Genomic DNA, 18,996 nt, shown 5'->3' with positions numbered 1-18,996 from the left:
CCCACCAGGCCGCGTGTGGTTGGCACTACTGAGGAGGTCACCCGATGCGGAAGGCCATGACGACCCGGTTGACCGGCGTCGTCGTCTCCGCCATGGCCCTGGTCGGCGTCGCGGCTCTGCCCTCGGCGATGGCAGAGCCCGCGACCGTCGAGGCCGCGCACCGCCCGTCCCACCCGCTGGTCATCGCCCACCGGGGCGCGTCCGGCTACCGCCCCGAGCACACCCTGGCCAGCTACGAGCTGGCCGCCAGGATGGGCGCCGACTACATCGAGCCCGACCTCGTCCCCACCAGGGACGGCGTGCTGGTGGCCCGGCACGAGAACGAGATCGGCGGGACGACCGACGTGGCGAGCCGCCCGGAGTTCGCCTCCCGCAAGACCACCAAGACCGTGGACGGCCAGACGTTGACCGGGTGGTTCACCGAGGACTTCACGTTGGCCGAGCTGAAGACGCTGCGGGCCAAGGAGCGCATCCCGCAGTACCGCCCGCGCAACACCCTCTACGACGGCCGGTACGAGGTGCCCACCTTCCAGGAGGTGATCGACCTGGCGAAGCGGTTGTCGAAGGAGCTGCGCCGGGACATCGGCATCTACCCGGAGACCAAGCACCCGACGTACTTCCGCAAGGCCGGGCTGGCCCTGGAGCCCCGCCTGGTCGACGCGTTGAACCGCAACGGCCTGAACCGGCCCAACGCCAAGGTGTTCGTGCAGTCGTTCGAGGTCTCGAACCTGAAGGAGCTGCGGCGTCAGCTCCGGGTGCCGTTGGTGCAGCTCGTCGACGAGAGCGGCGCCCCTGCCGACTTCGTGGAGTCCGGGGACCGGCGGACCTACGACGACCTCGTGACGCCGGCCGGGCTGGCCGAGATCGCGAAGTACGCCAGGGGCATCGGGCCGAGCAAGGCGCGCATCATCCCGCGTGACGACAAGGGCTTCCTGAAGGAGCCGACCTCGCTCGTGCGCGACGCGCACGCGAAGGGCCTCGTCGTCCACCCGTGGACGTTCCGCAACGAGAACACCTTCCTGCCGGCGGACTTCCGCGGCTCCGCGAACCCGGCGGACTACGGCAGGGCGTTCGCCGAGTACGACCTGTTCCTGAAGCAGGGCGTGGACGGCGTGTTCAGCGACAACCCGGACACCGCCCTGGCGGCGCGCGCCGAGCGGTCCTGACCTGTCCGAAGGGGGTCCGTGCGGTGGCCGACAGCCGCACGGACCCCCTTCGCGTGCGCGCTACTCGTAGGCGGGACGCGCGGTCCGCACCGTCCTCCCTGCCTCGTAGCGCTCCCCGAGTCGCCGACGGGCGTCCAACAGCCCCACCAGGTCGGGAACGACCCCGGTCAGCCACCGGTGCACCGCGGCCCTGTGGGCTCCGGTGTCCACATCGGACTCCACGAGCGCGAGTCCGCGCCCGGGAACGCTCGCGCCCAGCTCGGTGAGCAGGGGGCGCAGGTGCAGGTCGACCGCCATGGCGTGCCGCGGCGAGGCGGCGACCATCAGCGGAACCGCGACGACCGACGCGAGCAGGCCGGGCGGGGCGTGGTCCAGCAGCGCCTTGAGCAGGCCGCTGTAGGTCGCCCGCAGCGTCGGCGACGCGATCACCAACACGTCCGCCAACGCCAACGACTCCAGCTCGTCGGTGACCACCCGCGCGCCGGCGGGGTCGAACAGCACCGGGGCCAGGTCGACGGCGTCGACCACCTGACCGGCGACCGCCGGGCGCTCCGCGGCGACCAACGCGGCGGTCAGGACGTCCCGCACGCCGAGCGCCGCGCGGTGCACGCGGGACCGCGGGCGCGGGTCGCCCACCAGCACCGCCACGGCGAGCGGCCACCGTCCCTGCCGGGGACTCACGCCGTCGCCCGCAGGGCGGGCGTGGCCGGGGCGTCGGCGAGCAGGCCGCGACGGGCCAGGACGGGCCGCACCCCCTCGCCGAACCAGTACGCCTCCTCCAGGTGCGGGTAGCCGCTGAGGACGAACTCGTCGATGCCGAGCGCGTGGTACTCCTCGATGCGGTCGGCGACCTCCTCGTGGCTGCCGACGAGGGCGGTGCCCGCGCCGCCGCGGACGAGCCCGATCCCCGCCCACAGGTTCGGGGCGATCTCCAGCGCGTCCCGCCCGCCGTGCCGGCGGTAGCCCTCGTGCAGGGCCAGCATCCGTTGCTGCCCCACGGACTCGCTCGCCGCGAGCTGCTGCTGGGCGCGGGCCACCGCCGCCGGGTCGAGGGCGTCCAGCAGCCGGCCCGCCTCGGCCCACGCCTCGTCCGCGCTGTCCCTGGTGATGACGTGCAGCCGGATGCCGAACCGGAGGGTGCGGCCCTCTGCCTCGGCGAGCCGGCGAACGCTGTCGATCTTCTCCCGGACCAGGTGGGGCGGCTCGCCCCAGGTCAGGTAGACGTCGGCCCGCCTGGCCGCGACGGGCAATGCCGCCGCGGACGAGCCCCCGAAGTACAGCGGCGGCACCGGGTCCGGCGGGGCGAGCAGCGTCGCGCCGCTGACCCGGTAGTGCTCACCGGCGAACTCGACCGGGCTTCCCGCCCACACCTGCCGCACGACGGCCAGGAACTCGTCGGTGCGGGCGTAGCGCTGGTCGTGGTCGAGCCAGTCGCCGAAGCGGCGCTGCTCCACGGCGTCCCCTCCGGTGACCACGTTGAGCAGGAGGCGTCCCCGGGAGAGCCGCTGGTAGGTCGCGGCCATCTGGGCCGCCAGGGTGGGCGAGAGCACCCCCGGTCGGAACGCGACCAGGAACCGCAGCCGCTCCGTCTCGCGGACCAGCGCCGCCGTGGTCAGCCACGCGTCCTCGCACCAGGTGCCGGTCGGGGTCAGCACCCCGGTGAAGCCGAGGCCCTCCGCGGCCCGGGCGACCTGCGCCAGGTAGTCGATGTCCGGCTCGCGCAGCGCGGACGCGCCGGCCTCGGCGGAGGCGTGGAAGCGGTCCAGGACGGTGCGGCCGTCGCCGGCCGTCGGCAGGAACCAGTGCAGCACGACGTTCACGGGTGTCTCCTCGGTGCGATGGTGGGGAGGGGAGTCACGGGGGATCACTTGGCGGCGGCGAGGACGTCCTGGTCGTGTCGGGCGTCCACGTGGTCGGCGAACCTGATCCGCGACGGCAGCAGACGCGCCTCCGCGAAGGCGTCGGCCAGTCGCTGCTCGGAGTCGACGACGGACTGGTCGAGCGGCACGACCAGGTCTCCGCCGCGCTCCACCGCCGCCCTGGTCACCTCGACGGGCAACCCGGTCTCCTGGGACCAGACGGCCGCCCGCTGCTCGCGGTGCGTGTCGGCCCACGCCATCGCCTTCGCCAGCCGGATCAGGTAGTCGCGGATGGCCGTGTTCCTGCCGGGGTCGGCCAGCGCCGCGCGGCTGGCCACCTGGAAGCTCAGTCCGTTCGTCAGCCCGGAACCGCCGTCGACGAGCACGCGGGCGCTGGTCTCCCGCAACGCCTGCGACGTGTAGGGCTCCCAGATCGCCCAGGCGTCCACGCGTCGTTGGCTGAACGCCGCGTACGCCTCGGCGGGGGCGAGGTAGGCGATGGTGACGTCGGACGGGGAGAGCCCGGCGTTCCGCAGGGCGGACAACAGGACACCGTGCGCGGAGCTGCCCTTGGCGACGGCGATGGTGCGGCCGCGGAGCGCGCCGAGGTCACGCGCGGGCGAGTCCGCCGGGACGAGGATGGCGTCCCCGGTGAGATCACCCCGAGCCGCCGACACGACCGAGACCTTCGCGTTGGCGGCCGCGGCGAACAGCGGTGGAGTGTTGCCCACCCCGCCGATGTCGACCGCGCCGGCGGAGGCCGCCTCCAGCAGCGGGGGTCCGGCCACGAAGGTCGACCACTCGATCCGGTAAGGGACGTTGTCCAACAGCCCCGCCGCTGCCAGCATGGACTTCGCCCCGCCCTTCTGGTCGCCCACTCGCAGGACGACCTGGGCGAGCGCCGTGTCATCCACCAAGGACGGCACGGGCGCCCGCTCACCGCGCGGCGCGCCGCTTCCGCAGGCGGACAGCAGCACGCCGAGCAGGGCGAGGACCACTCCACCGCCACGTACCCGACCACGACGACCGCCGCTCCTACGCGACCGCATGCGCGCTCACCCCCAGGTGGTCGAGGACTCGCGCGCGCAACTCGGCCAGGTCGGCCCGCCGGCGTGGCCGCGCGAGCGGAACCGGGTGTTCCGCCGCGATCCGACCGTCGGCCAGCACCAGCACGCGGTCGGCGAGCGTCAATGCCTCGTCGACGTCGTGCGTCACCAACAGCACCGCGGGCTCGTGGCGACGCCACAGCTCCAGCACGAGGCGGTGCATGGCCAGTCGGGTCAACGCGTCCAGCGCGCCGAACGGCTCGTCGAGCAGCAGCAGGTCCGGTTCCCTGACCAGCGCCCTGGCCAGGGACACCCGCTGCGCCTCGCCGCCGGAGAGCGTGAGCGGCCACGCGTCGCGGTGTCCGGCCAGCCCCACCTCGGCGAGCGTCCGCTCGGCGACCTCGTCGGCGTCGGGTCGGCGCAGGCCCAGCCGCACGTTGTGCCCCACCCGGCGCCACGGCAGCAGCCGTGGGTCCTGGAACGCCACGGACACGCGTCCGGGCACGTCCACCGGCGGGCGGGCCGTGGTCGTGGCCACGGGCTGGCGGTCCGCGGCGTCGCCGGCGTCCTCGACGCCGGCCGTGGAGCGCTCGCGTTCGTCGGCCGCGTCCGAGGCGACGGTGCCCGAGCCGTCTGGCTGGCCGCCCTCGACGCCGGCTCCGGTCGGCTCGGCGGTGGTGGTCGGCGCGCTGGCGCTGGTGGGCGCGCTGTCGTTGGCTCGCGCGCTGTCGTTGGCTCGCGCGCTGTCGCTGGGGTGCTCGTCCGGGGTGTCGAGGCCGGCGAGCAGGCGCAACAGGGTCGACTTGCCGGAGCCGCTGCGGCCCAGCAACGCGACGAACTCGCCGCGGGCGATGGTCAGGTCGATCCCGGCCAACACCTGCCGGCCGCCGAAGGTCTTCCGCACGCCACTCAGGCGCGCGGCGTACGCGCTCACCCTCGTGTCGTGGTCCGCCACCGGAGAACCCTCCTCTCCACCAGGCGCACCACCGCGTCGGTCAGCAGCCCGAGCGCCGCGTAGACCAGCAGGCCGACGACGATGACGTCGGTGCGCAGGAAGTCCCGCGCGTTGTTGATCAGGAAGCCGAGGCCGGCGTCGGCGTTGACCTGCTCGCCGATGATCAGCGACAGCCAGGCGGCGGCGAGCCCCTGCCGCAGCCCGACCAGCCCCTGGGGCACGGCGGCCGGCGCGACCACGTGCCGCAGCCGCTCCCAGCGGGTGAAGCCGAGCACCTCGGCCGCCTCCAGCAGGCGTCCGTCCGCGCCGCGGATGCCGGCGTGGACGTTGAGGTAGAGCGGGAAGGCGACGCCGAGCGCGACCAGGGCGATCTTGGGCGCCTCCCCGATGCCGAACCACAGGATGAACAACGGGATCAACCCGAGGAAGGGCAACGTCCGCAGCATCTGCACCGGCGGGTCGACCAGCGCCTCGCCCCAACGGGACAGGCCGGCCACGGCGCCGAGCAGGACGCCGACGGCCGCCCCGAGCGTGAAGCCGACCGCCACCCGGCTGATCGACACGGCGAACGCGTCGGTCAGCTCGCCGGAGGCGGCGAGGTCGACGGCCGAGCGCAGCACGGTCAGCGGCGCGGCCAGCCTGTCCGGGGGCAGGACGCCGGCCGCGCTGGCGGCCTGCCAGGCCACGACCAGGACGAGCGGGCTGATCCAGCGACGCGGCGCTGGCAGCCGCGCCCGGACGCGGCGTCGGGCCGAGCCGCCGCCGGGTGGCGCTGTCGTGGACGTCGCTGTCGTGGACGTCGCTGTCGTGGACGCGGTGGTTCCCGGGCGCGCGAGGGCGCCCGCCGTCGAGAGAGACACGAATTCTCCCCGCGAGTCGGTTGTTCGGAAGAAAAGGAAAAGGAGAGGAATTTCCGGCGGAATGCGCGGGCGGCCCCCCTCACCCGGGGACGCCGAGGGCGGGGCGAAGGCGACGCGGGTCGCCGGCGAGAGAAGAATCAGCGGGCGCGACAGATGGCGCTGGCCTGCCGTCGCAGATCGACGTGCAGCCGCGCGATGAGGACGTTGCGTCCGGTCACGGGATCGATCGTCTCGGCGACCCCGTCCGCTGTCAACAAACGTCTTTCGTTTCCCACGAGCCGGAACAAGGGGCCGGGTGGAGATGGGGCGATTCGCCCGCGTGTTCGCTGTGCCGGCGCTTCACGGCCCTCGCGGCGCGGGTTCTGGAGCCCGAGACGCCGCCGGCCTCCCCGGTCGGACGCGGAGCGCGTCCGACCGGGGAGGCCGGGTCGGTCGGGAACGGTTCGGGTCAGGCGAACTGGTGCCGGACGATCGTCTGCTCGCGACCGGGGCCGACGCCGATCGCGGACATGCGGGCGCCGGAAAGCTCCTCCAGGCGCTCGACGTAGGCTCTGGCGTTCGCCGGCAGCTCCTCGAAGGAGCGGCAGTGGGTGATGTCCTCCCACCAGCCGGGCAGCTCCTCGTAGATCGGCTTGGCGTGGTGCACGTCGGTCTGCGTCATCGGCATCTCGTCGACCCGCTTGCCGTCGACCTCGTAGGCGACGCAGACCGGGATGCGCTCCAGGCCGGACAGCACGTCCAGCTTGGTGAGGAAGTAGTCGGTGATGCCGTTGACCCGGGACGCGTAGCGGGCGATCACGGAGTCGAACCAGCCGGTGCGCCGGGAGCGGCCGGTGGTCACGCCGAACTCACCGCCGGTCTTGCGCAGCCGCTCGCCCATCTCGTCGTGCAGCTCGCTGGGGAACGGGCCGGAGCCGACGCGGGTCGTGTACGCCTTGAGGATGCCCAGCACCGTCGTGATGCGGGTCGGCCCCAGCCCCGCGCCGATGGCCGCGCCGCCGGAGGTCGGGTTGGACGACGTGACGAACGGGTAGGTGCCGTGGTCGACGTCCAGCAGGGTGCCCTGCGAGCCCTCCAGCAGCACGGTCTCGCCGCGGTCGAGGGCCTGGTTGAGCAGCAGGCGGGTGTCGGCGATGCGGTGCCGGAACCGCTCGCCCTGCTCCAGCACGGAGTCGACCACCTGGTCGGGGTCCAGCGCCCTGCGGTTGTAGACCTTGACCAGGACCTGGTTCTTGAAGGCGAGGGCCGCCTCCACCTTCTGCCGGAGGATCTTCTCGTCCAGCAGGTCCTGCACGCGCACGCCGACCCTGGCCACCTTGTCCTGGTAGCACGGGCCGATGCCGCGGCCGGTGGTGCCGATCTTGGCCTTGCCCAGGTACCGCTCGGTGACCTTATCGATGGCCACGTGGTAGGGCATGATCAGGTGCGCGTCGGCCGAGATGAGCAGCCGCGAGGTGTCCACACCCCGCGCCTCCAGCCCGGCCAGCTCGTCCAGCAGCACGCCGGGGTCGACCACGACGCCGTTGCCGATCACGTTGGTCACGCCCGGGGTGAGGATGCCGGACGGGATGAGGTGCAGGGCGAAGTCCTGCCCGTCGGGCAGCACCACGGTGTGGCCGGCGTTGTTGCCACCCTGGTACCGGACCACCCACTGGACCCGCTCGCCGAGCAGGTCGGTGGCCTTGCCTTTGCCCTCGTCGCCCCACTGGGCGCCGATCAGGACGATTGCCGGCATGTGAGACTCCCACTCGACTCGACGAGCAATGCCGGTGCTTGAGCGTAAACCAGGAGCTGATGATGGATGCCGTCGCACTGTCCTGCGGAAACGCGTCACAACACGGACAGTGGGCAAGCCTGACCGAGCGTAGTGACCTGGAGGTTCGGGAGGTCCCCGCCACGCCCGGCAAGAACGACGTCGACCCGGTGCTCCGGGAGCTGGCCGGCCGGCGGTTGCTGGTGCTCGGCGACGACGCGGACCTGGCGGCGGTCGCCCTCCGGCTGCTGCGCGCCGACCGACTGGGCGAGGTCGTGGTCGGGTTCCTGCCGACCGACCCGGAGTCGGCGGTGGCGGAGCTGTGGGGGCTGCCGACCCGCCCGGACCGGGCGACGGAGGTGGCCATGGGCGGCGAGCCCGAGCCGGTGCCGCTGATCCGGGACGACGTCGGCGGGGTGCTCGTCGGGCTGGGCGTGCTCGGCCCACTCCAGGGTGTGGCCTACTGCGACGACGAACGGGTGCTGCGCGGTGGCGCCTCCAGGCTGGAGGTGTCCCCCGACCCAGCCGGTGGTCCCGGGCTCGTCGTGCGCGTGGTGCGCCGGGGGCTCCTGGGGAAGCGGGTGACCAGCACCCAGGGACGCGCGGTGCAGATCGGCAGCTTCGTGGCCACCAAGGTGGTGAAGGACGGCGTGCCGCACCCCCGCCCGATGGACAAGTGGACCTGGTACCGGCACACCGAGGACCTGCGGCTGGTGCGGGGGCTGGCCTGACGGCCACCCGTCCGCCTTGGTCGACAACGCACGGTTCAGCATTCGGCCGCGCCGAAGTCACACGAAGGTCTTGCAACATCCACTCCAGTGAGTGACGGTCATCGCACCACCGCGAGATCGATCACACACTGGAGGTCCGGATGTCCGTCGGACGGTTACTCCGCACCCTGCTGGTGGGTCTGGCACTCACCCTCATCGCGACCGTGGGCTGGGCCGCGCCGGCCACGGCCACCCCGCCGAACATCCCGAGCAAGTCGACCGCCCTGAGCGAGCTGGCCGCGTTACGGGTGGCCGCGCCGGGCTCGATGACCGGGTACTCGCGCGACAAGTTCCCGCACTGGATCACCATCTCGGGCACCTGCAACACCCGCGAGACCGTGCTCAGGCGGGACGGCGAGAACGTCGTCACCGACGCGAGGTGCTACGCCACCTCGGGGAGCTGGCACAGCCCCTACGACGGGGCGACCTGGCACTCGCCGTCCGACGTCGACATCGACCACGTGGTGCCCCTGGCCAACGCCTGGCGCTCGGGCGCGGCGACCTGGACGACCGAGAAGCGCAGGCAGTTCGCCAACGACCTGACCAACCCGCAGCTCATCGCGGTGACCGACAACGTCAACCAGGCCAAGGGCGACCAGTCGCCGGACCAGTGGAAGCCGCCGCTCCAGTCGTACTGGTGCACCTACGCGAAGATGTGGGTCCACGTGAAGCACCAGTACGCGCTGACCATCACGTCCAGCGAGAAGGCCGCGTTGTCCGACATGCTGGGGCGGTGCTGACCAACGAACTGAGTTCGAAGTTCACGGCGGCCCCCGGCGGTGTGATGACCGACGAGGTCGGGGTGATCACGGGCGACCTGGAGCTCCGCACCCGGTGCGACCGGGCCGGCGCGGTGACGGTGGAGGTCCGCTACGCGGGCGCGGACGAGTGGTACCGGCTGAGCGCCGCGGACGTCCGCCTGCACGACCCCAGGGACCACGCCGCGCTCCACCAGTCACTGCTGGGCGTCCTGCACCGCCCCCAGGGCTGAGGCCGAGGACCACGAAGGCCGCTGGCGCCGCGTTCCCCGCCGCGCCGGCGGCCTTTCCCGTCCCCTTCGCCCACCCCTCAGGACAGCCCCCACCCATCCCGGGGGGCGAGCCCCGCTCCAGCCTAACGACGACGGGGAAAGCGGACAACGAGCCCGTGAAAGCCTGTGGATAACTCAGAAGAAGCTGTCCCCCAACCAGGGGTGCGGCTTCTTGTCTGTGGATGAATTCGCCTTCCGAGTTGCGAGGGCGCCAGGAGCTTGGGATAAGGGAGGGTTGAACTCCGTCAAGAGAGCTTGGTGAAAGCGGCTACCGCTCGGCGCCACAACACAAGGCCAGAGCAAGGCCAGAGCAAGGCCGCGCCAAGCCCCCGACACACGTGCGCCACCAACGCGAGTTCAACATCCCTGCGCTCCACATCCGACGAACCAAGATCAGATCAACCCGAGGGGACGCGGACCCCAGGAATACGCAGAGGAACGGCGGGGAAACGACGCCTCACTTCTCCGGGCGCCGGGCTCCCATCGCGGGGAGCGCGGCGCTGGCGTCCTCGCGGCCCACCCCGGTCGCCTGCAACAGGTCGACCACGATCGACCGGAGCTGCGCCACCACCACCCGCATGGAGAACCCGCCGTCGGTCAGCAGGTCGGCCGTCGCCGCCCGCCCGGCCTCCAACGCCACCCGCCGCGCGTGCACGGGCTCGTCGCCCCTCGCCAGCTCGTCGCGCAGGCGCTCGGTCGCGTCGGCCAGCGCCCGCAGCACCTCCGGCAGGCGCTCCGGCACCGACTCCCCGTCCCGCAACGCGGCGATGGTCCGGCGCAGGAGGACCCGGGTGTTGCGCATCGCGTAGTCGATCGGGGCCGCCGCCGAGCGGTAGTGCTCCAGCTCGCTCCTGCGCCGCCAGCGGATCGGCGCGATGGTGGCGATCTCGCTGCCCGTCTCCAACGCGGCCCGGAAGTCCTCCAACGCCTTCTGGCTCCCCCTGGCGCGCGTCAACGCCGCCGCGGCCCGCGCCGGGTCGCGGTCCTCGACCGCCGACGCCGCGCCGCGCAACGCGAGCGCCAGCTCGCCGAACACCGCCCGTCCCTGGCGGTGCGCCACCGTGATCGGGTTGGCCGGGATCAGGGCGGCGACGCCGAGCCCGATGAGGCCGCCGATCAACGCGTCGACCATCCGGTTGACGCCGGCGGAGTCGCCCGGTGGCAGCAGTGTCGCCACGAGGACGGCCGACGAGCCGGACTGCAACGCGATGACCGTGCCGCTGTCGAGCAGGACGGCGGTGCTCATGGCCAGGGCGACCACGAGCGCGATCTGCCACGGCCCCGAGCCGATCATCGAGATCAGCAGGTCGCCGACGCCGATGCCGACGCTCACGCCGACCACCAGCTCGACCACCCGCCGCAGGCGCTGGCCCAGCGAGACGCCCAGCACGACGACCCCGGCGATGGGCGCGAAGAAGGGACGCGCGTGCCCGACCAGGTCCTTGGCCACGACCCACGCCAGTCCGGCGGCGATCGCGCACTGGAGGATGGGGAGCGCGGTGCGCGCCAGTCGGCGCAGCCGGCGGCGGACCTCTTCGCGCACTCCATCCACGGTGCCGATTCTCCCGTCCCTGCCGCGCCCGTCGTCGCCACAACGACAGCTTTGTCGCGAACGCGACACGCGCCTCGACACCGCACCGTCGTCGGCGGCGGTGCGGTGTCGAGGTCGCGTGCGGCGGCGACCCTGGTGGTCAGTGACGCCGCAGGGCCCTGGTGAGCACCAGCGCTCCGCCGCCGAGCACCGCCAGCGTCCCCACGACGGGCAACGGCCCTGCCGCGGTGCGCCGGGGCGGCGGAGGCACCTCCGCGGCCTCCGCCGCGGTCGTCGCGCGCCTGCGGAGCAGCTCCACCCGGAGACTGCGTTCTCCCTGCGCCATCGCCCACCGGTGGTTGGCCGCGAACACGGGCCGCAGGGCCGGGGAGAACCATCGCAACAACGGCTTGTTCGCCCGCACCCGCCAGTCGAACAGCACCTCCACCAGCGGCCCCCGTTGCGACAGGCGGAACTCGCCCCGGCCGGCGAGGTCGCCGGTCGCGGTGAACACCGAGCTGCTCGGGGTGTGCCGGGTGACGTGCATGTGCCAGCGCAGGGTGTAGGGCAGCCAACCGGTCGTGTGCAGGTCGAACCGCGCGCCGACCCCGTCCTCGCCGGCCGGGGCGACCTGCCGCACCCGCAGGTACACCGCCGGCCACCACCGGACCAGGTCCTCCGGGTCGAACAGGACGTCGGCGACCTCGGCGACGGCGCCGGGCACCAGCCATCGGGTCTCGAAGCGGTAGTGATGTGCTCGGGACCGGGTCGACTCAGCCATGCGTCGCCCCTTCGCCACCGTTCAGGCGAGACCGGTGGCGGCGGGCGCCGCCGGGTCGCTGTCCGCGAGGAACTGGCGGCAGCGCTCGTGCTCGGCGGTCTCGCCGATCTCGCCGGCCGCCCTGGCCAGGGCGGCGAGCGCGCGCAGGAACCCCTGGTTCGGCTCGTGCGACCACGGGACGGGGCCGTGGCCCTTCCATCCGGCCCTGCGGAGCTGGTCGAGACCGCGGTGGTATCCGGTGCGGGCGTAGGCGTAGGCGGCGACCGGGTCGCCGGCGGCCAGCGCTTCCTCGGCGAGCGTGGCCCACGCCGCGCTGTACTCGGGGTGGGCCCTGGCGACGTCGGCCGGCGGCCGACCGGCCTCGAGCGCGGCGCGCGGCTCGTCGTTCTCCGGGAGCAGGGTGGGTTCGGGGCCCAACAGGTTGCCGTGGAGCGTCATGCGCCCATCGTGCCGCACCCCGAGCGCTCACGCGGATTCCCAGCCAGGATTCCCGGTGCGAAGGTCACCCGACTCACCGGCCACGGTGTCACCCGCGTGGGCGCTGCGGCCCGCGCGCGGCACCCAGGGGTCGCCGTCGGGCTCACCCCCGCCGGCCGGCCCGTTCCGCATGGCGACCACGTTCCCATCCCGGACCCGGTCCGGCATCCCCGCGCTCTCCCGGCGTTCGCCCGGTCGACGGCGACACCGCTCCATCCGGTGATGTCGGTGAGCGGTGGAGAAACCACCCTCCTGGTTGGCTCCGGACGGCGCCCCGGTCGGGCCGCCCGGCCCCGGCGGTCGGGTCCGAGGGCGCCAGCGCGGCCCCTCGGACCCGACCGTCGGGCGCGACGACTCAGCCGGCGATCATCCGACCGGCCGACTTGAGGTCCTCGCAGGCCTTGGCCACGCGCGCGGCCATGGACTGCTCGGCCTGCTTGAGGTAGCTGCGCGGGTCGTAGGCCTTCTTGTTGCCGACCTCGCCGTCCACCTTCAGGACACCGTCGTAGTTGGCGAACATGTGGCCGGCGATCGGCCGCGTGAACGCGTACTGCGTGTCGGTGTCGATGTTCATCTTGATCACGCCGTAGGAGACGGCCTCGTGGATCTCCTCCAGCAGCGAGCCGGAGCCACCGTGGAAGACCAGGTCGAACGGCTTGGAGCCGGCGGGGAGGCCCAGCCGCTCCGCCACGACCTCCTGGCCCTGGCGCAGGATCTCCGGGCGCAGCTTGACGTTGCCCGGCTTGTAGACGCCGTGCACGTTGCCGAAGGTCGCGGCGAGCAGGTAGCGGCCCTTCTCGCCGACACCGAGGGCGTCCACCGTCTTCAGGTAGTCCTCCGGCGTGGTGTACAGCTTCTCGTTGATCTCGTTGGCGACGCCGTCCTCCTCGCCGCCGACCACGCCGACCTCGATCTCCAGGATGATCTTGGCGGCGGCGCACTCGGCGAGCAGCTCGGCCGCGATCTCCAGGTTCTCGTCCAGCGGCACCGCCGAGCCGTCCCACATGTGGGACTGGAACAGCGGGTTGCCGCCCTTGGCCACGCGCTCCTTGCTGATGGCCACCAGCGGGCGGACGAAGCCGTCCAGCTTGTCCTTCGGACAGTGGTCGGTGTGCAGCGCGATGTTGACCGGGTACTTGGCGGCCACCACGTGCGCGAACTCCGCGAGCGACACCGCGCCGGTGACCATGTCCTTCACCTTGGTGCCGGAGAGGAACTCGGCGCCGCCGGTGGAGACCTGGATGATCCCGTCGCTCTCGGCCTCGGCGAAACCGCGGAGCGCGGCGTTGAGCGTCTCCGACGAGGTCACGTTGATCGCCGGGTAGGCGAAGCCGTTCGCCTTGGCCCGGTCCAGCATCTCCGCGTAGACCTCGGGGGTCGCGATGGGCATCGGTCGTCCTCCTTGGCGAGCCCTGCCGTTTGCCCGCATCCTACGAGCCCCGGGGTTGGCGGGAGGCACCGCGGCGAACCCGGCGAACCGGACCTTCGGGCGAACGCGTTTTCCTCCTCCGACCGGCTGAATCGAACGCTGAATCGAAGGCACCTGCGGGGGCGGTGGACACCGCCACACGCGCCCAGAACGGCAGCGAGCGGAGAGCAGTGGTCATCCCGAGAGGAACGCCACGATTCGCGCCGCCCCACCCGGCCGCCTCCGGTCTCCCGCGCGCTCCCACCGACGCGCGTCAGCCGCCGGTGGCGGCGCCGGGATGCCCGGCGGGCCACCCGTTCCGCTCGACGTAGGCCTCGAAGTCCTCGCACAGGAACTCGCGCTTCAGCGGCTTGAGCCTGATCTGCGGTCGCTCGTCCATCGACCAGATCTCGAAGTCGAGCACCTCGCCGTCGCCGGGCCACCGCCCCTGGTCGGACGGCAGCAGCGCGACGTCGACGAACCCGGCCACCGGCAGGCCGAGGTCGACGAAGACACCGCCCACGAAGGCCGGCGGCCGGACCACGCTCCCGCTCAGCCACTGTCCCAGCCGCAGCGTCGACCGCAGCCGCTCCCACTCCTCGATCCCCGGCATCCTCCCATCATCCCCACGGGAAGATCCGCAGGTCAGGCGAACAGGCGCTCCAGGACGCGCGCCACACCGTCGTCGTCGTTGGTTCCGGCGCGCCGGGGGGTGGCCGCGAGCACGGCGGGGTGCGCGTTGGCCATGGCGTAGGCGGCGCCGGCCCAGCCGAGCACGTCCAGGTCGTTGGGCATGTCGCCGAAGGCCACCACCTCGTCGGGCGCGATGCCCCTCGCCGCGCAGTAGGCGGCCAGGGTGCTGGCCTTGCTGACCCCGACGGCGCTGATCTCGACGAGCCCGGAGCCGCCGGAGTGGGTGCACTCGCCGTGCTCGGCGGCGGCCGCCCTGGCCAGCTCCAGCAGCGGGTCGGCGTGGTGGTCGGCCGACCAGACGAACAGCTTCGCGATCGACTCGGCCAGCCGCAGCACGTCGGAGACGGTCGGCACGACGACGTGCCGGTGGTCGTGGTCCCAGCGGGGGCCGAAGCCGGTCGCGGCGATCACGCGGATGCCCGTCTCGACGGCGAAGCCCACGCCGGGGAGCCGGGCGGCCAACGTCTCGGCCATCCTGGTCGCGGCGTCCAGGGCCACCGGCCGGGTGCCGACGATGCGTTCCCTGGCCAGCTCGTAGGTCACCGCTCCGTTCACGCAGATCGCGGTGCCGAGGTGGCCGACCTGCTCGGCGATGTGCGCGATGGCGCGGGGCGGGCGCGCGGTGACGAACACGATCTCGGCCCCGCCGGCCGCCGCCGCCGAGAGGGCGGCGCGGGTGCGCGCGGAGACCGTGCCGTCGCTGCGGAGCAGCGTCCCGTCCAGGTCGGTGGCGACGAGTCGAGGCGGGCGCTGCGTGTTCACGGCCCCGATCCTCGCACGACGCCCAGTGTCGATCATGGTGTCTGTCAGCCCATCCGCTGGGTGATGTTCGTCCTTGTCAGGGGGAGATTTTCGGGAGAACGCTCACCAGAACGTCACGAACCGCCCACGAAACCTCACCTGATCCAGGACTTCTTCGTCGACCGCCCGCCAACACCGGGCTAGGTTGCGGCCGTGGTGACTCTCAACGCGACGGACCTCGACGTCTTCCCGCTCTGCCTGGGCGGCAACGTGTTCGGGTGGACCAGCGACCAGGAGACCTCCTTCGCCGTCCTGGACGCCTACAGCGCGGCCGGCGGCAACTTCGTGGACACCGCCGACGCCTACTCGTACTGGGCACCCGGCAACTCCGGCGGCGAGTCGGAGACGATCATCGGCCGCTGGCTCGCGGCCAGGGGCAACCGGGACGACATGGTGATCGCGACCAAGTGCGGCCGCCTTCCCCGCCTGGCCGGCCTGGCCCCGGCGACGATCCGCACGGCGGTCGAGGAGTCGCTGCGCCGGCTGGGCGTCGACCACATCGACCTCCTCTACGCGCACGGCGACGACCCGGACACCCCGATGGAGGAGGCGCTCGGCGCGTTCGACGCCCTCGTCCGCGAGGGCAAGGCGCGGTACCTGGCCGCCTCCAACTACACCCCGGAGCGCCTGTCCCTGGCCAGGGAGATCCAGCGACGGGAGGGCTTCGCCCCGTTCGTCGCGCTCCAGCCCGAGTACAACCTGATGGACCGGGAGGGGTACGAGTCGGGGCTCGCCGGCGTGGCGGCCGACCACGGGCTCGCCGTCTTCCCCTACTACGCCCTGGCGTCCGGGTTCCTGACCGGCAAGTACCGACCGGGGTCCACTGTGGACAGCGCACGGGCCGGCGGCGCGTCCCGGTACCTCGACGAGCGGGGCGTGCGGGTCCTCGCCGCGCTGGACGAGCTGGCCGCGAAGCGCGGCACCACGGTGTCGGCGGTCGCGTTGGCGTGGCTGGCCGCCCAGCCGACGGTCACCGCGCCGATCGCCAGCGCGCGCACGACCGAGCAGCTCGCCGACCTGCTCCCGATGGCCGACCTGAAGCTCGACCAGGACGAGCTGGACCGGTTGACGGCGGCGTCCGACCGCTGAGCCGGGTCGCCCCAGGACCCCGGCGGGGCCGACACCCGCCCCGGCACGGCGGTCCGGCCGGCTGACGGTCGGTCCGCCGTGCCGCCGCGTGTCCACGCATCGGTGGAACCCGCCGGCGGAAACAGCCCGGACGGTCGGTTTGGACGGGCACGATGGCGGTCACCCTGCGCGTTGGGGGAAGCACGGGGAGAACACGTGGCGGACGCAGGACCACAGCAGGCCGGCGGCGTGGCGCTCGTCGAACGGCTGCTCGTCACGCACCGGGCGCAGATGCTCGCGATCGCCCGGTCGATGCTCGGCGACGCGCACGACGCCGAGGACGCCGTGCAACGCGCCTCGCTGCTGGCGTGGCGGAAGGCCGCGCAGCTCAGGGACACCGGGGCCGCGCTGGCCTGGCTGGCCACGATCACCCGGCGGGTGTGCCTCCAGATCGGCAGGGAGCGCCCGGACTGGGACCTGCTGTCGGAGCCGCCCGGCGGGGACGCGCCCACGACGTGGGCGCTCGACCCCGCGCTCCAGGTGGCCGCCGCCGACCTGCTGGCGCGGCTGCGCGCGGCCTTCGCCGCCCTCCCCGAACAGGCCAGGCTGGTCTGGCGGCTGAAGTTCGAGGAGAACCTGCCCAACCCGGAGATCGCCGCGCGGACCGGGCTCACCAGGGGCGCGGTGGGCAGCCAGGTGTACCGCGCGCGGACCGCGTTGCGGCGCGCGACAACGGGTTAGGCAGGGTCGGACGAGGTCAGGCGGGTGGGCGGACAGGCGACCAACGGGTCAGGACCAACGGGTCAGCGGGCCCGGGGGAGACCCGACGACCGGCGCGCGCTCGGCCGGCGTCACAGCCAGCTACCGGTGCGCGGCGTCCACTCCCGGATGGTCCGCTTCTCGATGACCCCGGCCGGCGTGTAGGGGTCGTCGTCGAGCACGCGCCGCAGCTCGTCGGCGTCCGTGACGGAGTAGACGAGCACCGCGCCGGTGTCGTCCGCCCACGGTCCGCCGGCGAGGAGCACGCCCTGGTCCGCCAACCGCCGGGAGTACTCGCGGTGCTCGGGCCGCACCTCCTCGAGTCGCTCGCGGTCGGGGCCGTAGACGAGCTCGACGACGAAGTGGGGCATGTCCACCTCCGGGACGGCTGCGGGCGGGGCTCACCGGGCGTCCTGACCGTACCGGTACCGTCGGAACCGTGGGCGGGGTTGGTTGGCACAGTGCGGATCAGGGGGTCGAGCGCGCGGTCGAACGCACGCTCGGGCATCTGCGGACGTTGGACGCCTCACCGGCCCAGCCGTCCGGGCCGCTGACGCTGGAGGACCTGTACCGGCAGCACCGGATGCGCCTGGTCCGGCTGGCGGTGCTGCTCGTCGACGACGCGGCGACCGCCGAGGACGTGGTGCAGGAGGCGTTCACCGGGCTGCACCGGCACTGGTCGAGCCTGCGGGACGCGGCGGCGGCCGTCGGCTACCTGCGCACGGCGGTGGTCAACGGCAGCCGCTCGGTGCTCCGGCGGCGCAAGACCGCGCGCGAGTACACCCCGCCGCACACCACGACCGCCCGCTCGGCGGAGTCGCTGGCCATGCTCACGGCGGAGCACCAGGCGGTGGTGGCGGCGCTGGGCAAGCTCCCCCCGCGCCAGCGGGAGGTCCTGGTCCTGCGCTACTACGGCGGGCTGTCGGAGGCCGAGATCGCCGAGGCCACCGGGATCAGCCGGGGGACGGTGAAGTCGACGGCGAGCCGCGCGCTCGACGCGTTGCAGCGGATCATGACCGCGAACAACTGAGTCCCGCTGAGACTCGTGGAGCCTCCACTGAGACTCGGACTCGTTGGGGCTGCGCTGGATCCGGTTGAGGCGACCGAGCCGGCCGCGCCGGCTGACCTGGTCCGCGTCGGCGGAGCCGGCCGGGGTCGGCGGAGCCGACTGGGGCGACCGAGTCGACCGGTGTCGGCCGGGGGCGGCTGGGGGCGGCGGCCCGGTCAGGTCAACGGCCGCGGTCCTGGGCCTCCAGGGCCTGGGTCGCGTACTCGATGGCGAGCTGGACGGCGCGGGTCTGCGCGGGCGTCTGGTCCTCCAGCCACTCCTCCTCGTCCTCGGACGAGATCTCCTCCTCTTCCAGCTCCTCGTCGCCATGGGCCTCGGGAAGCGCGTTCTCCAACGCCACGATGTGCGCGGCGTGGTCGCGGGCGAGCTGCTCCACACGCGGGTCGTCGGGGTCGACCTCGGCCAGCTCCTGGTAGCGGTCGGCCAGCCGACGCGCCTCCTCCAGGAGCTCCTCGGGCAGCAGCGTCGAGTTCGGTTCCATGCGTCCAGCAGACCAGACATCCCGGGAAGCGCATCTCGACGGGTCCACCTCACGGGTGCATACGGGGTGGGAGGGGTGGTACCGGGAGCGTGCGGGTGGGGGTTGTCCAGGGCTTGTTCTTCGGGGTGGAGTCGCCCTGGAGGGCAGGGTGGTGTGTCCACCGTGGTCGGTCCTGGCCGCTGGCCCTGGTCAGTCCTGGCTGCCGCGCCGCTGTCTCGCCGCGCCGCTACGTCACTGCACCGCTACGTCACTGTGTCGCTACGTCACTGCGCCGGTACGCCTCTGTGTCACTGCGCCACAGAGATGTGTCGTCGGGCGGCTGTCGGGGTCGGCGGTGCGTCGGCGCTGGTGAGGCGCGGCACAGCACGGTTTCCTCCGGCTGGATTGTTCCAGCTCGGTGTGACAGTCCTGGCCGAGTTATCCACATCCCCCGAAGTTATCCACAGCGGAGCGTGATGCTCTTGGACGCTCCGTGTTGGACGGATAGGC

General features: G+C 72.9%; 21 protein-coding genes. 7 read left to right on the top strand and 14 right to left on the bottom strand.

From position 1 onward, the window contains the following. Nucleotides 1–44: 44 nt before the first annotated feature. The gene (locus LX15_RS29150) at nt 45–1,166 is read left to right on the top strand and encodes a glycerophosphodiester phosphodiesterase (RefSeq protein WP_253673920.1); all 1,122 of its coding nucleotides are present in this window, start codon (nt 45–47) and stop codon (nt 1,164–1,166) included. A gap of 60 nt (nt 1,167–1,226) precedes the next feature. Here the strand turns inward: LX15_RS29150 and LX15_RS29145 are convergent, their stop codons facing one another. From LX15_RS29145 to LX15_RS29120, 6 genes are all read right to left on the bottom strand, one after another. Then, nucleotides 1,227–1,847, bottom strand: a complete 621-nt coding sequence (locus LX15_RS29145) for an NADPH-dependent FMN reductase (protein WP_253673917.1) — start codon at nt 1,845–1,847, stop codon at nt 1,227–1,229. Then, nucleotides 1,844–2,986: an LLM class flavin-dependent oxidoreductase gene (locus LX15_RS29140; protein ID WP_253673907.1), complete on the bottom strand. Its 1,143-nt coding sequence runs from the start codon at nt 2,984–2,986 to the stop codon at nt 1,844–1,846. The genes LX15_RS29145 and LX15_RS29140 overlap by 4 nt, the downstream gene beginning before the upstream one ends. A gap of 44 nt (nt 2,987–3,030) precedes the next feature. Further along, nucleotides 3,031–4,074 (bottom strand): ABC transporter substrate-binding protein, encoded by a 1,044-nt coding sequence (locus LX15_RS29135; RefSeq protein WP_253673905.1) that lies wholly within the window; start codon nt 4,072–4,074, stop codon nt 3,031–3,033. Beyond that, nucleotides 4,061–4,948: an ABC transporter ATP-binding protein gene (locus LX15_RS33870; protein WP_443729327.1), complete on the bottom strand. Its 888-nt coding sequence runs from the start codon at nt 4,946–4,948 to the stop codon at nt 4,061–4,063. The genes LX15_RS29135 and LX15_RS33870 overlap by 14 nt, the downstream gene beginning before the upstream one ends. Before the next feature lie 53 nt (nt 4,949–5,001). Continuing rightward, nucleotides 5,002–5,886: an ABC transporter permease gene (locus tag LX15_RS29125; RefSeq protein WP_372502809.1), complete on the bottom strand. Its 885-nt coding sequence runs from the start codon at nt 5,884–5,886 to the stop codon at nt 5,002–5,004. 448 nt (nt 5,887–6,334) lie between these two features. Next, nucleotides 6,335–7,621: an adenylosuccinate synthase gene (locus LX15_RS29120; protein ID WP_253673903.1), complete on the bottom strand. Its 1,287-nt coding sequence runs from the start codon at nt 7,619–7,621 to the stop codon at nt 6,335–6,337. Nucleotides 7,622–7,683: 62 nt separating this feature from the next. Between LX15_RS29120 and LX15_RS29115 the strand changes: the two genes are divergently transcribed. From LX15_RS29115 to LX15_RS29105, 3 genes are all read left to right on the top strand, one after another. Then, the gene (locus LX15_RS29115) at nt 7,684–8,370 is read left to right on the top strand and encodes a hypothetical protein (RefSeq protein ID WP_253673900.1); all 687 of its coding nucleotides are present in this window, start codon (nt 7,684–7,686) and stop codon (nt 8,368–8,370) included. 140 nt (nt 8,371–8,510) lie between these two features. After that, nucleotides 8,511–9,149 carry an HNH endonuclease family protein gene (locus tag LX15_RS29110; protein ID WP_253673898.1) on the top strand — a complete coding sequence of 213 codons (639 nt, stop codon included), beginning with the start codon at nt 8,511–8,513 and terminating at the stop codon, nt 9,147–9,149. Further along, on the top strand, nt 9,143–9,400 hold the full coding sequence (locus tag LX15_RS29105) for a hypothetical protein (RefSeq protein ID WP_253673896.1): 258 nt from the start codon (nt 9,143–9,145) through the stop codon (nt 9,398–9,400). The genes LX15_RS29110 and LX15_RS29105 overlap by 7 nt, the downstream gene beginning before the upstream one ends. A gap of 496 nt (nt 9,401–9,896) precedes the next feature. Here the strand turns inward: LX15_RS29105 and LX15_RS29100 are convergent, their stop codons facing one another. The 6 genes from LX15_RS29100 to LX15_RS29075 form a co-directional block, all read right to left on the bottom strand. Further along, nucleotides 9,897–10,982 (bottom strand): FUSC family protein, encoded by a 1,086-nt coding sequence (locus LX15_RS29100; protein ID WP_253673894.1) that lies wholly within the window; start codon nt 10,980–10,982, stop codon nt 9,897–9,899. A 148-nt stretch (nt 10,983–11,130) separates the two neighbouring features. Continuing rightward, nucleotides 11,131–11,751: an SRPBCC family protein gene (locus LX15_RS29095; RefSeq protein ID WP_253673891.1), complete on the bottom strand. Its 621-nt coding sequence runs from the start codon at nt 11,749–11,751 to the stop codon at nt 11,131–11,133. A gap of 21 nt (nt 11,752–11,772) precedes the next feature. Further along, complete coding sequence (locus LX15_RS29090) at nt 11,773–12,189, bottom strand: DUF3151 domain-containing protein (RefSeq protein WP_253673889.1); 417 nt, start codon at nt 12,187–12,189, stop codon at nt 11,773–11,775. A gap of 394 nt (nt 12,190–12,583) precedes the next feature. Beyond that, complete coding sequence (gene fbaA / locus LX15_RS29085; protein WP_253673881.1) at nt 12,584–13,618, bottom strand: class II fructose-bisphosphate aldolase; 1,035 nt, start codon at nt 13,616–13,618, stop codon at nt 12,584–12,586. A gap of 292 nt (nt 13,619–13,910) precedes the next feature. Then, nucleotides 13,911–14,249 carry a S1 domain-containing protein gene (locus LX15_RS29080; RefSeq protein WP_253673879.1) on the bottom strand — a complete coding sequence of 113 codons (339 nt, stop codon included), beginning with the start codon at nt 14,247–14,249 and terminating at the stop codon, nt 13,911–13,913. A 32-nt stretch (nt 14,250–14,281) separates the two neighbouring features. Then, nucleotides 14,282–15,091 (bottom strand): HAD family hydrolase, encoded by an 810-nt coding sequence (locus LX15_RS29075; RefSeq protein ID WP_253673877.1) that lies wholly within the window; start codon nt 15,089–15,091, stop codon nt 14,282–14,284. Between the two features lie 192 nt (nt 15,092–15,283). Here LX15_RS29075 and LX15_RS29070 point away from each other — a divergent pair, with 192 nt between their 5' ends. Together LX15_RS29070 and LX15_RS29065 are read left to right on the top strand one after the other, a co-directional pair. Next, nucleotides 15,284–16,219, top strand: coding sequence for an aldo/keto reductase (locus LX15_RS29070; protein ID WP_253673875.1), 936 nt, complete (start codon nt 15,284–15,286; stop codon nt 16,217–16,219). A gap of 195 nt (nt 16,220–16,414) precedes the next feature. Continuing rightward, nucleotides 16,415–16,939: an RNA polymerase sigma factor gene (locus LX15_RS29065; protein ID WP_253673873.1), complete on the top strand. Its 525-nt coding sequence runs from the start codon at nt 16,415–16,417 to the stop codon at nt 16,937–16,939. A 110-nt stretch (nt 16,940–17,049) separates the two neighbouring features. On the opposite strand, the gene LX15_RS29060 is transcribed toward LX15_RS29065, so the two are convergent. After that, a complete protein-coding gene (locus LX15_RS29060) occupies nt 17,050–17,328 on the bottom strand; it encodes a YciI family protein (protein ID WP_253673871.1) in 279 nt (92 codons plus the stop codon). Between the two features lie 68 nt (nt 17,329–17,396). Here LX15_RS29060 and LX15_RS29055 point away from each other — a divergent pair, with 68 nt between their 5' ends. After that, on the top strand, nt 17,397–17,987 hold the full coding sequence (locus LX15_RS29055) for an RNA polymerase sigma factor (protein WP_253673869.1): 591 nt from the start codon (nt 17,397–17,399) through the stop codon (nt 17,985–17,987). Nucleotides 17,988–18,186: 199 nt separating this feature from the next. Here LX15_RS29055 and LX15_RS29050 read toward each other — a convergent pair whose 3' ends face one another. Further along, nucleotides 18,187–18,507: a hypothetical protein gene (locus LX15_RS29050; RefSeq protein WP_253673867.1), complete on the bottom strand. Its 321-nt coding sequence runs from the start codon at nt 18,505–18,507 to the stop codon at nt 18,187–18,189. Nucleotides 18,508–18,996: the final 489 nt, after the last annotated feature.

Source organism: Streptoalloteichus tenebrarius (genome assembly GCF_024171885.1).
Lineage (GTDB): Bacteria > Actinomycetota > Actinomycetes > Mycobacteriales > Pseudonocardiaceae > Streptoalloteichus > Streptoalloteichus tenebrarius.
Note: the sequence above shows the minus strand (reverse complement) of the source record. Positions and strands in the feature narration are given on the sequence as shown.

Excerpts from the sequence above, each read along its gene's own strand:
- LX15_RS29150 (WP_253673920.1), top strand. The coding sequence starts at position 45 with ATGCGGAAGGCCATGACGACCCGGTTGACCGGCGTCGTCGTCTCCGCC.
- LX15_RS29135 (WP_253673905.1), bottom strand. The coding sequence starts at position 4,074 with ATGCGGTCGCGTAGGAGCGGCGGTCGTCGTGGTCGGGTACGTGGCGGT.
- LX15_RS29120 (WP_253673903.1), bottom strand. The coding sequence starts at position 7,621 with ATGCCGGCAATCGTCCTGATCGGCGCCCAGTGGGGCGACGAGGGCAAA.
- LX15_RS29115 (WP_253673900.1), top strand. The coding sequence starts at position 7,684 with ATGGATGCCGTCGCACTGTCCTGCGGAAACGCGTCACAACACGGACAG.
- LX15_RS29110 (WP_253673898.1), top strand. The coding sequence starts at position 8,511 with ATGTCCGTCGGACGGTTACTCCGCACCCTGCTGGTGGGTCTGGCACTC.
- LX15_RS29095 (WP_253673891.1), bottom strand. The coding sequence starts at position 11,751 with ATGGCTGAGTCGACCCGGTCCCGAGCACATCACTACCGCTTCGAGACC.
- LX15_RS29090 (WP_253673889.1), bottom strand. The coding sequence starts at position 12,189 with ATGACGCTCCACGGCAACCTGTTGGGCCCCGAACCCACCCTGCTCCCG.
- fbaA (WP_253673881.1), bottom strand. The coding sequence starts at position 13,618 with ATGCCCATCGCGACCCCCGAGGTCTACGCGGAGATGCTGGACCGGGCC.
- LX15_RS29080 (WP_253673879.1), bottom strand. The coding sequence starts at position 14,249 with ATGCCGGGGATCGAGGAGTGGGAGCGGCTGCGGTCGACGCTGCGGCTG.
- LX15_RS29060 (WP_253673871.1), bottom strand. The coding sequence starts at position 17,328 with ATGCCCCACTTCGTCGTCGAGCTCGTCTACGGCCCCGACCGCGAGCGA.
- LX15_RS29050 (WP_253673867.1), bottom strand. The coding sequence starts at position 18,507 with ATGGAACCGAACTCGACGCTGCTGCCCGAGGAGCTCCTGGAGGAGGCG.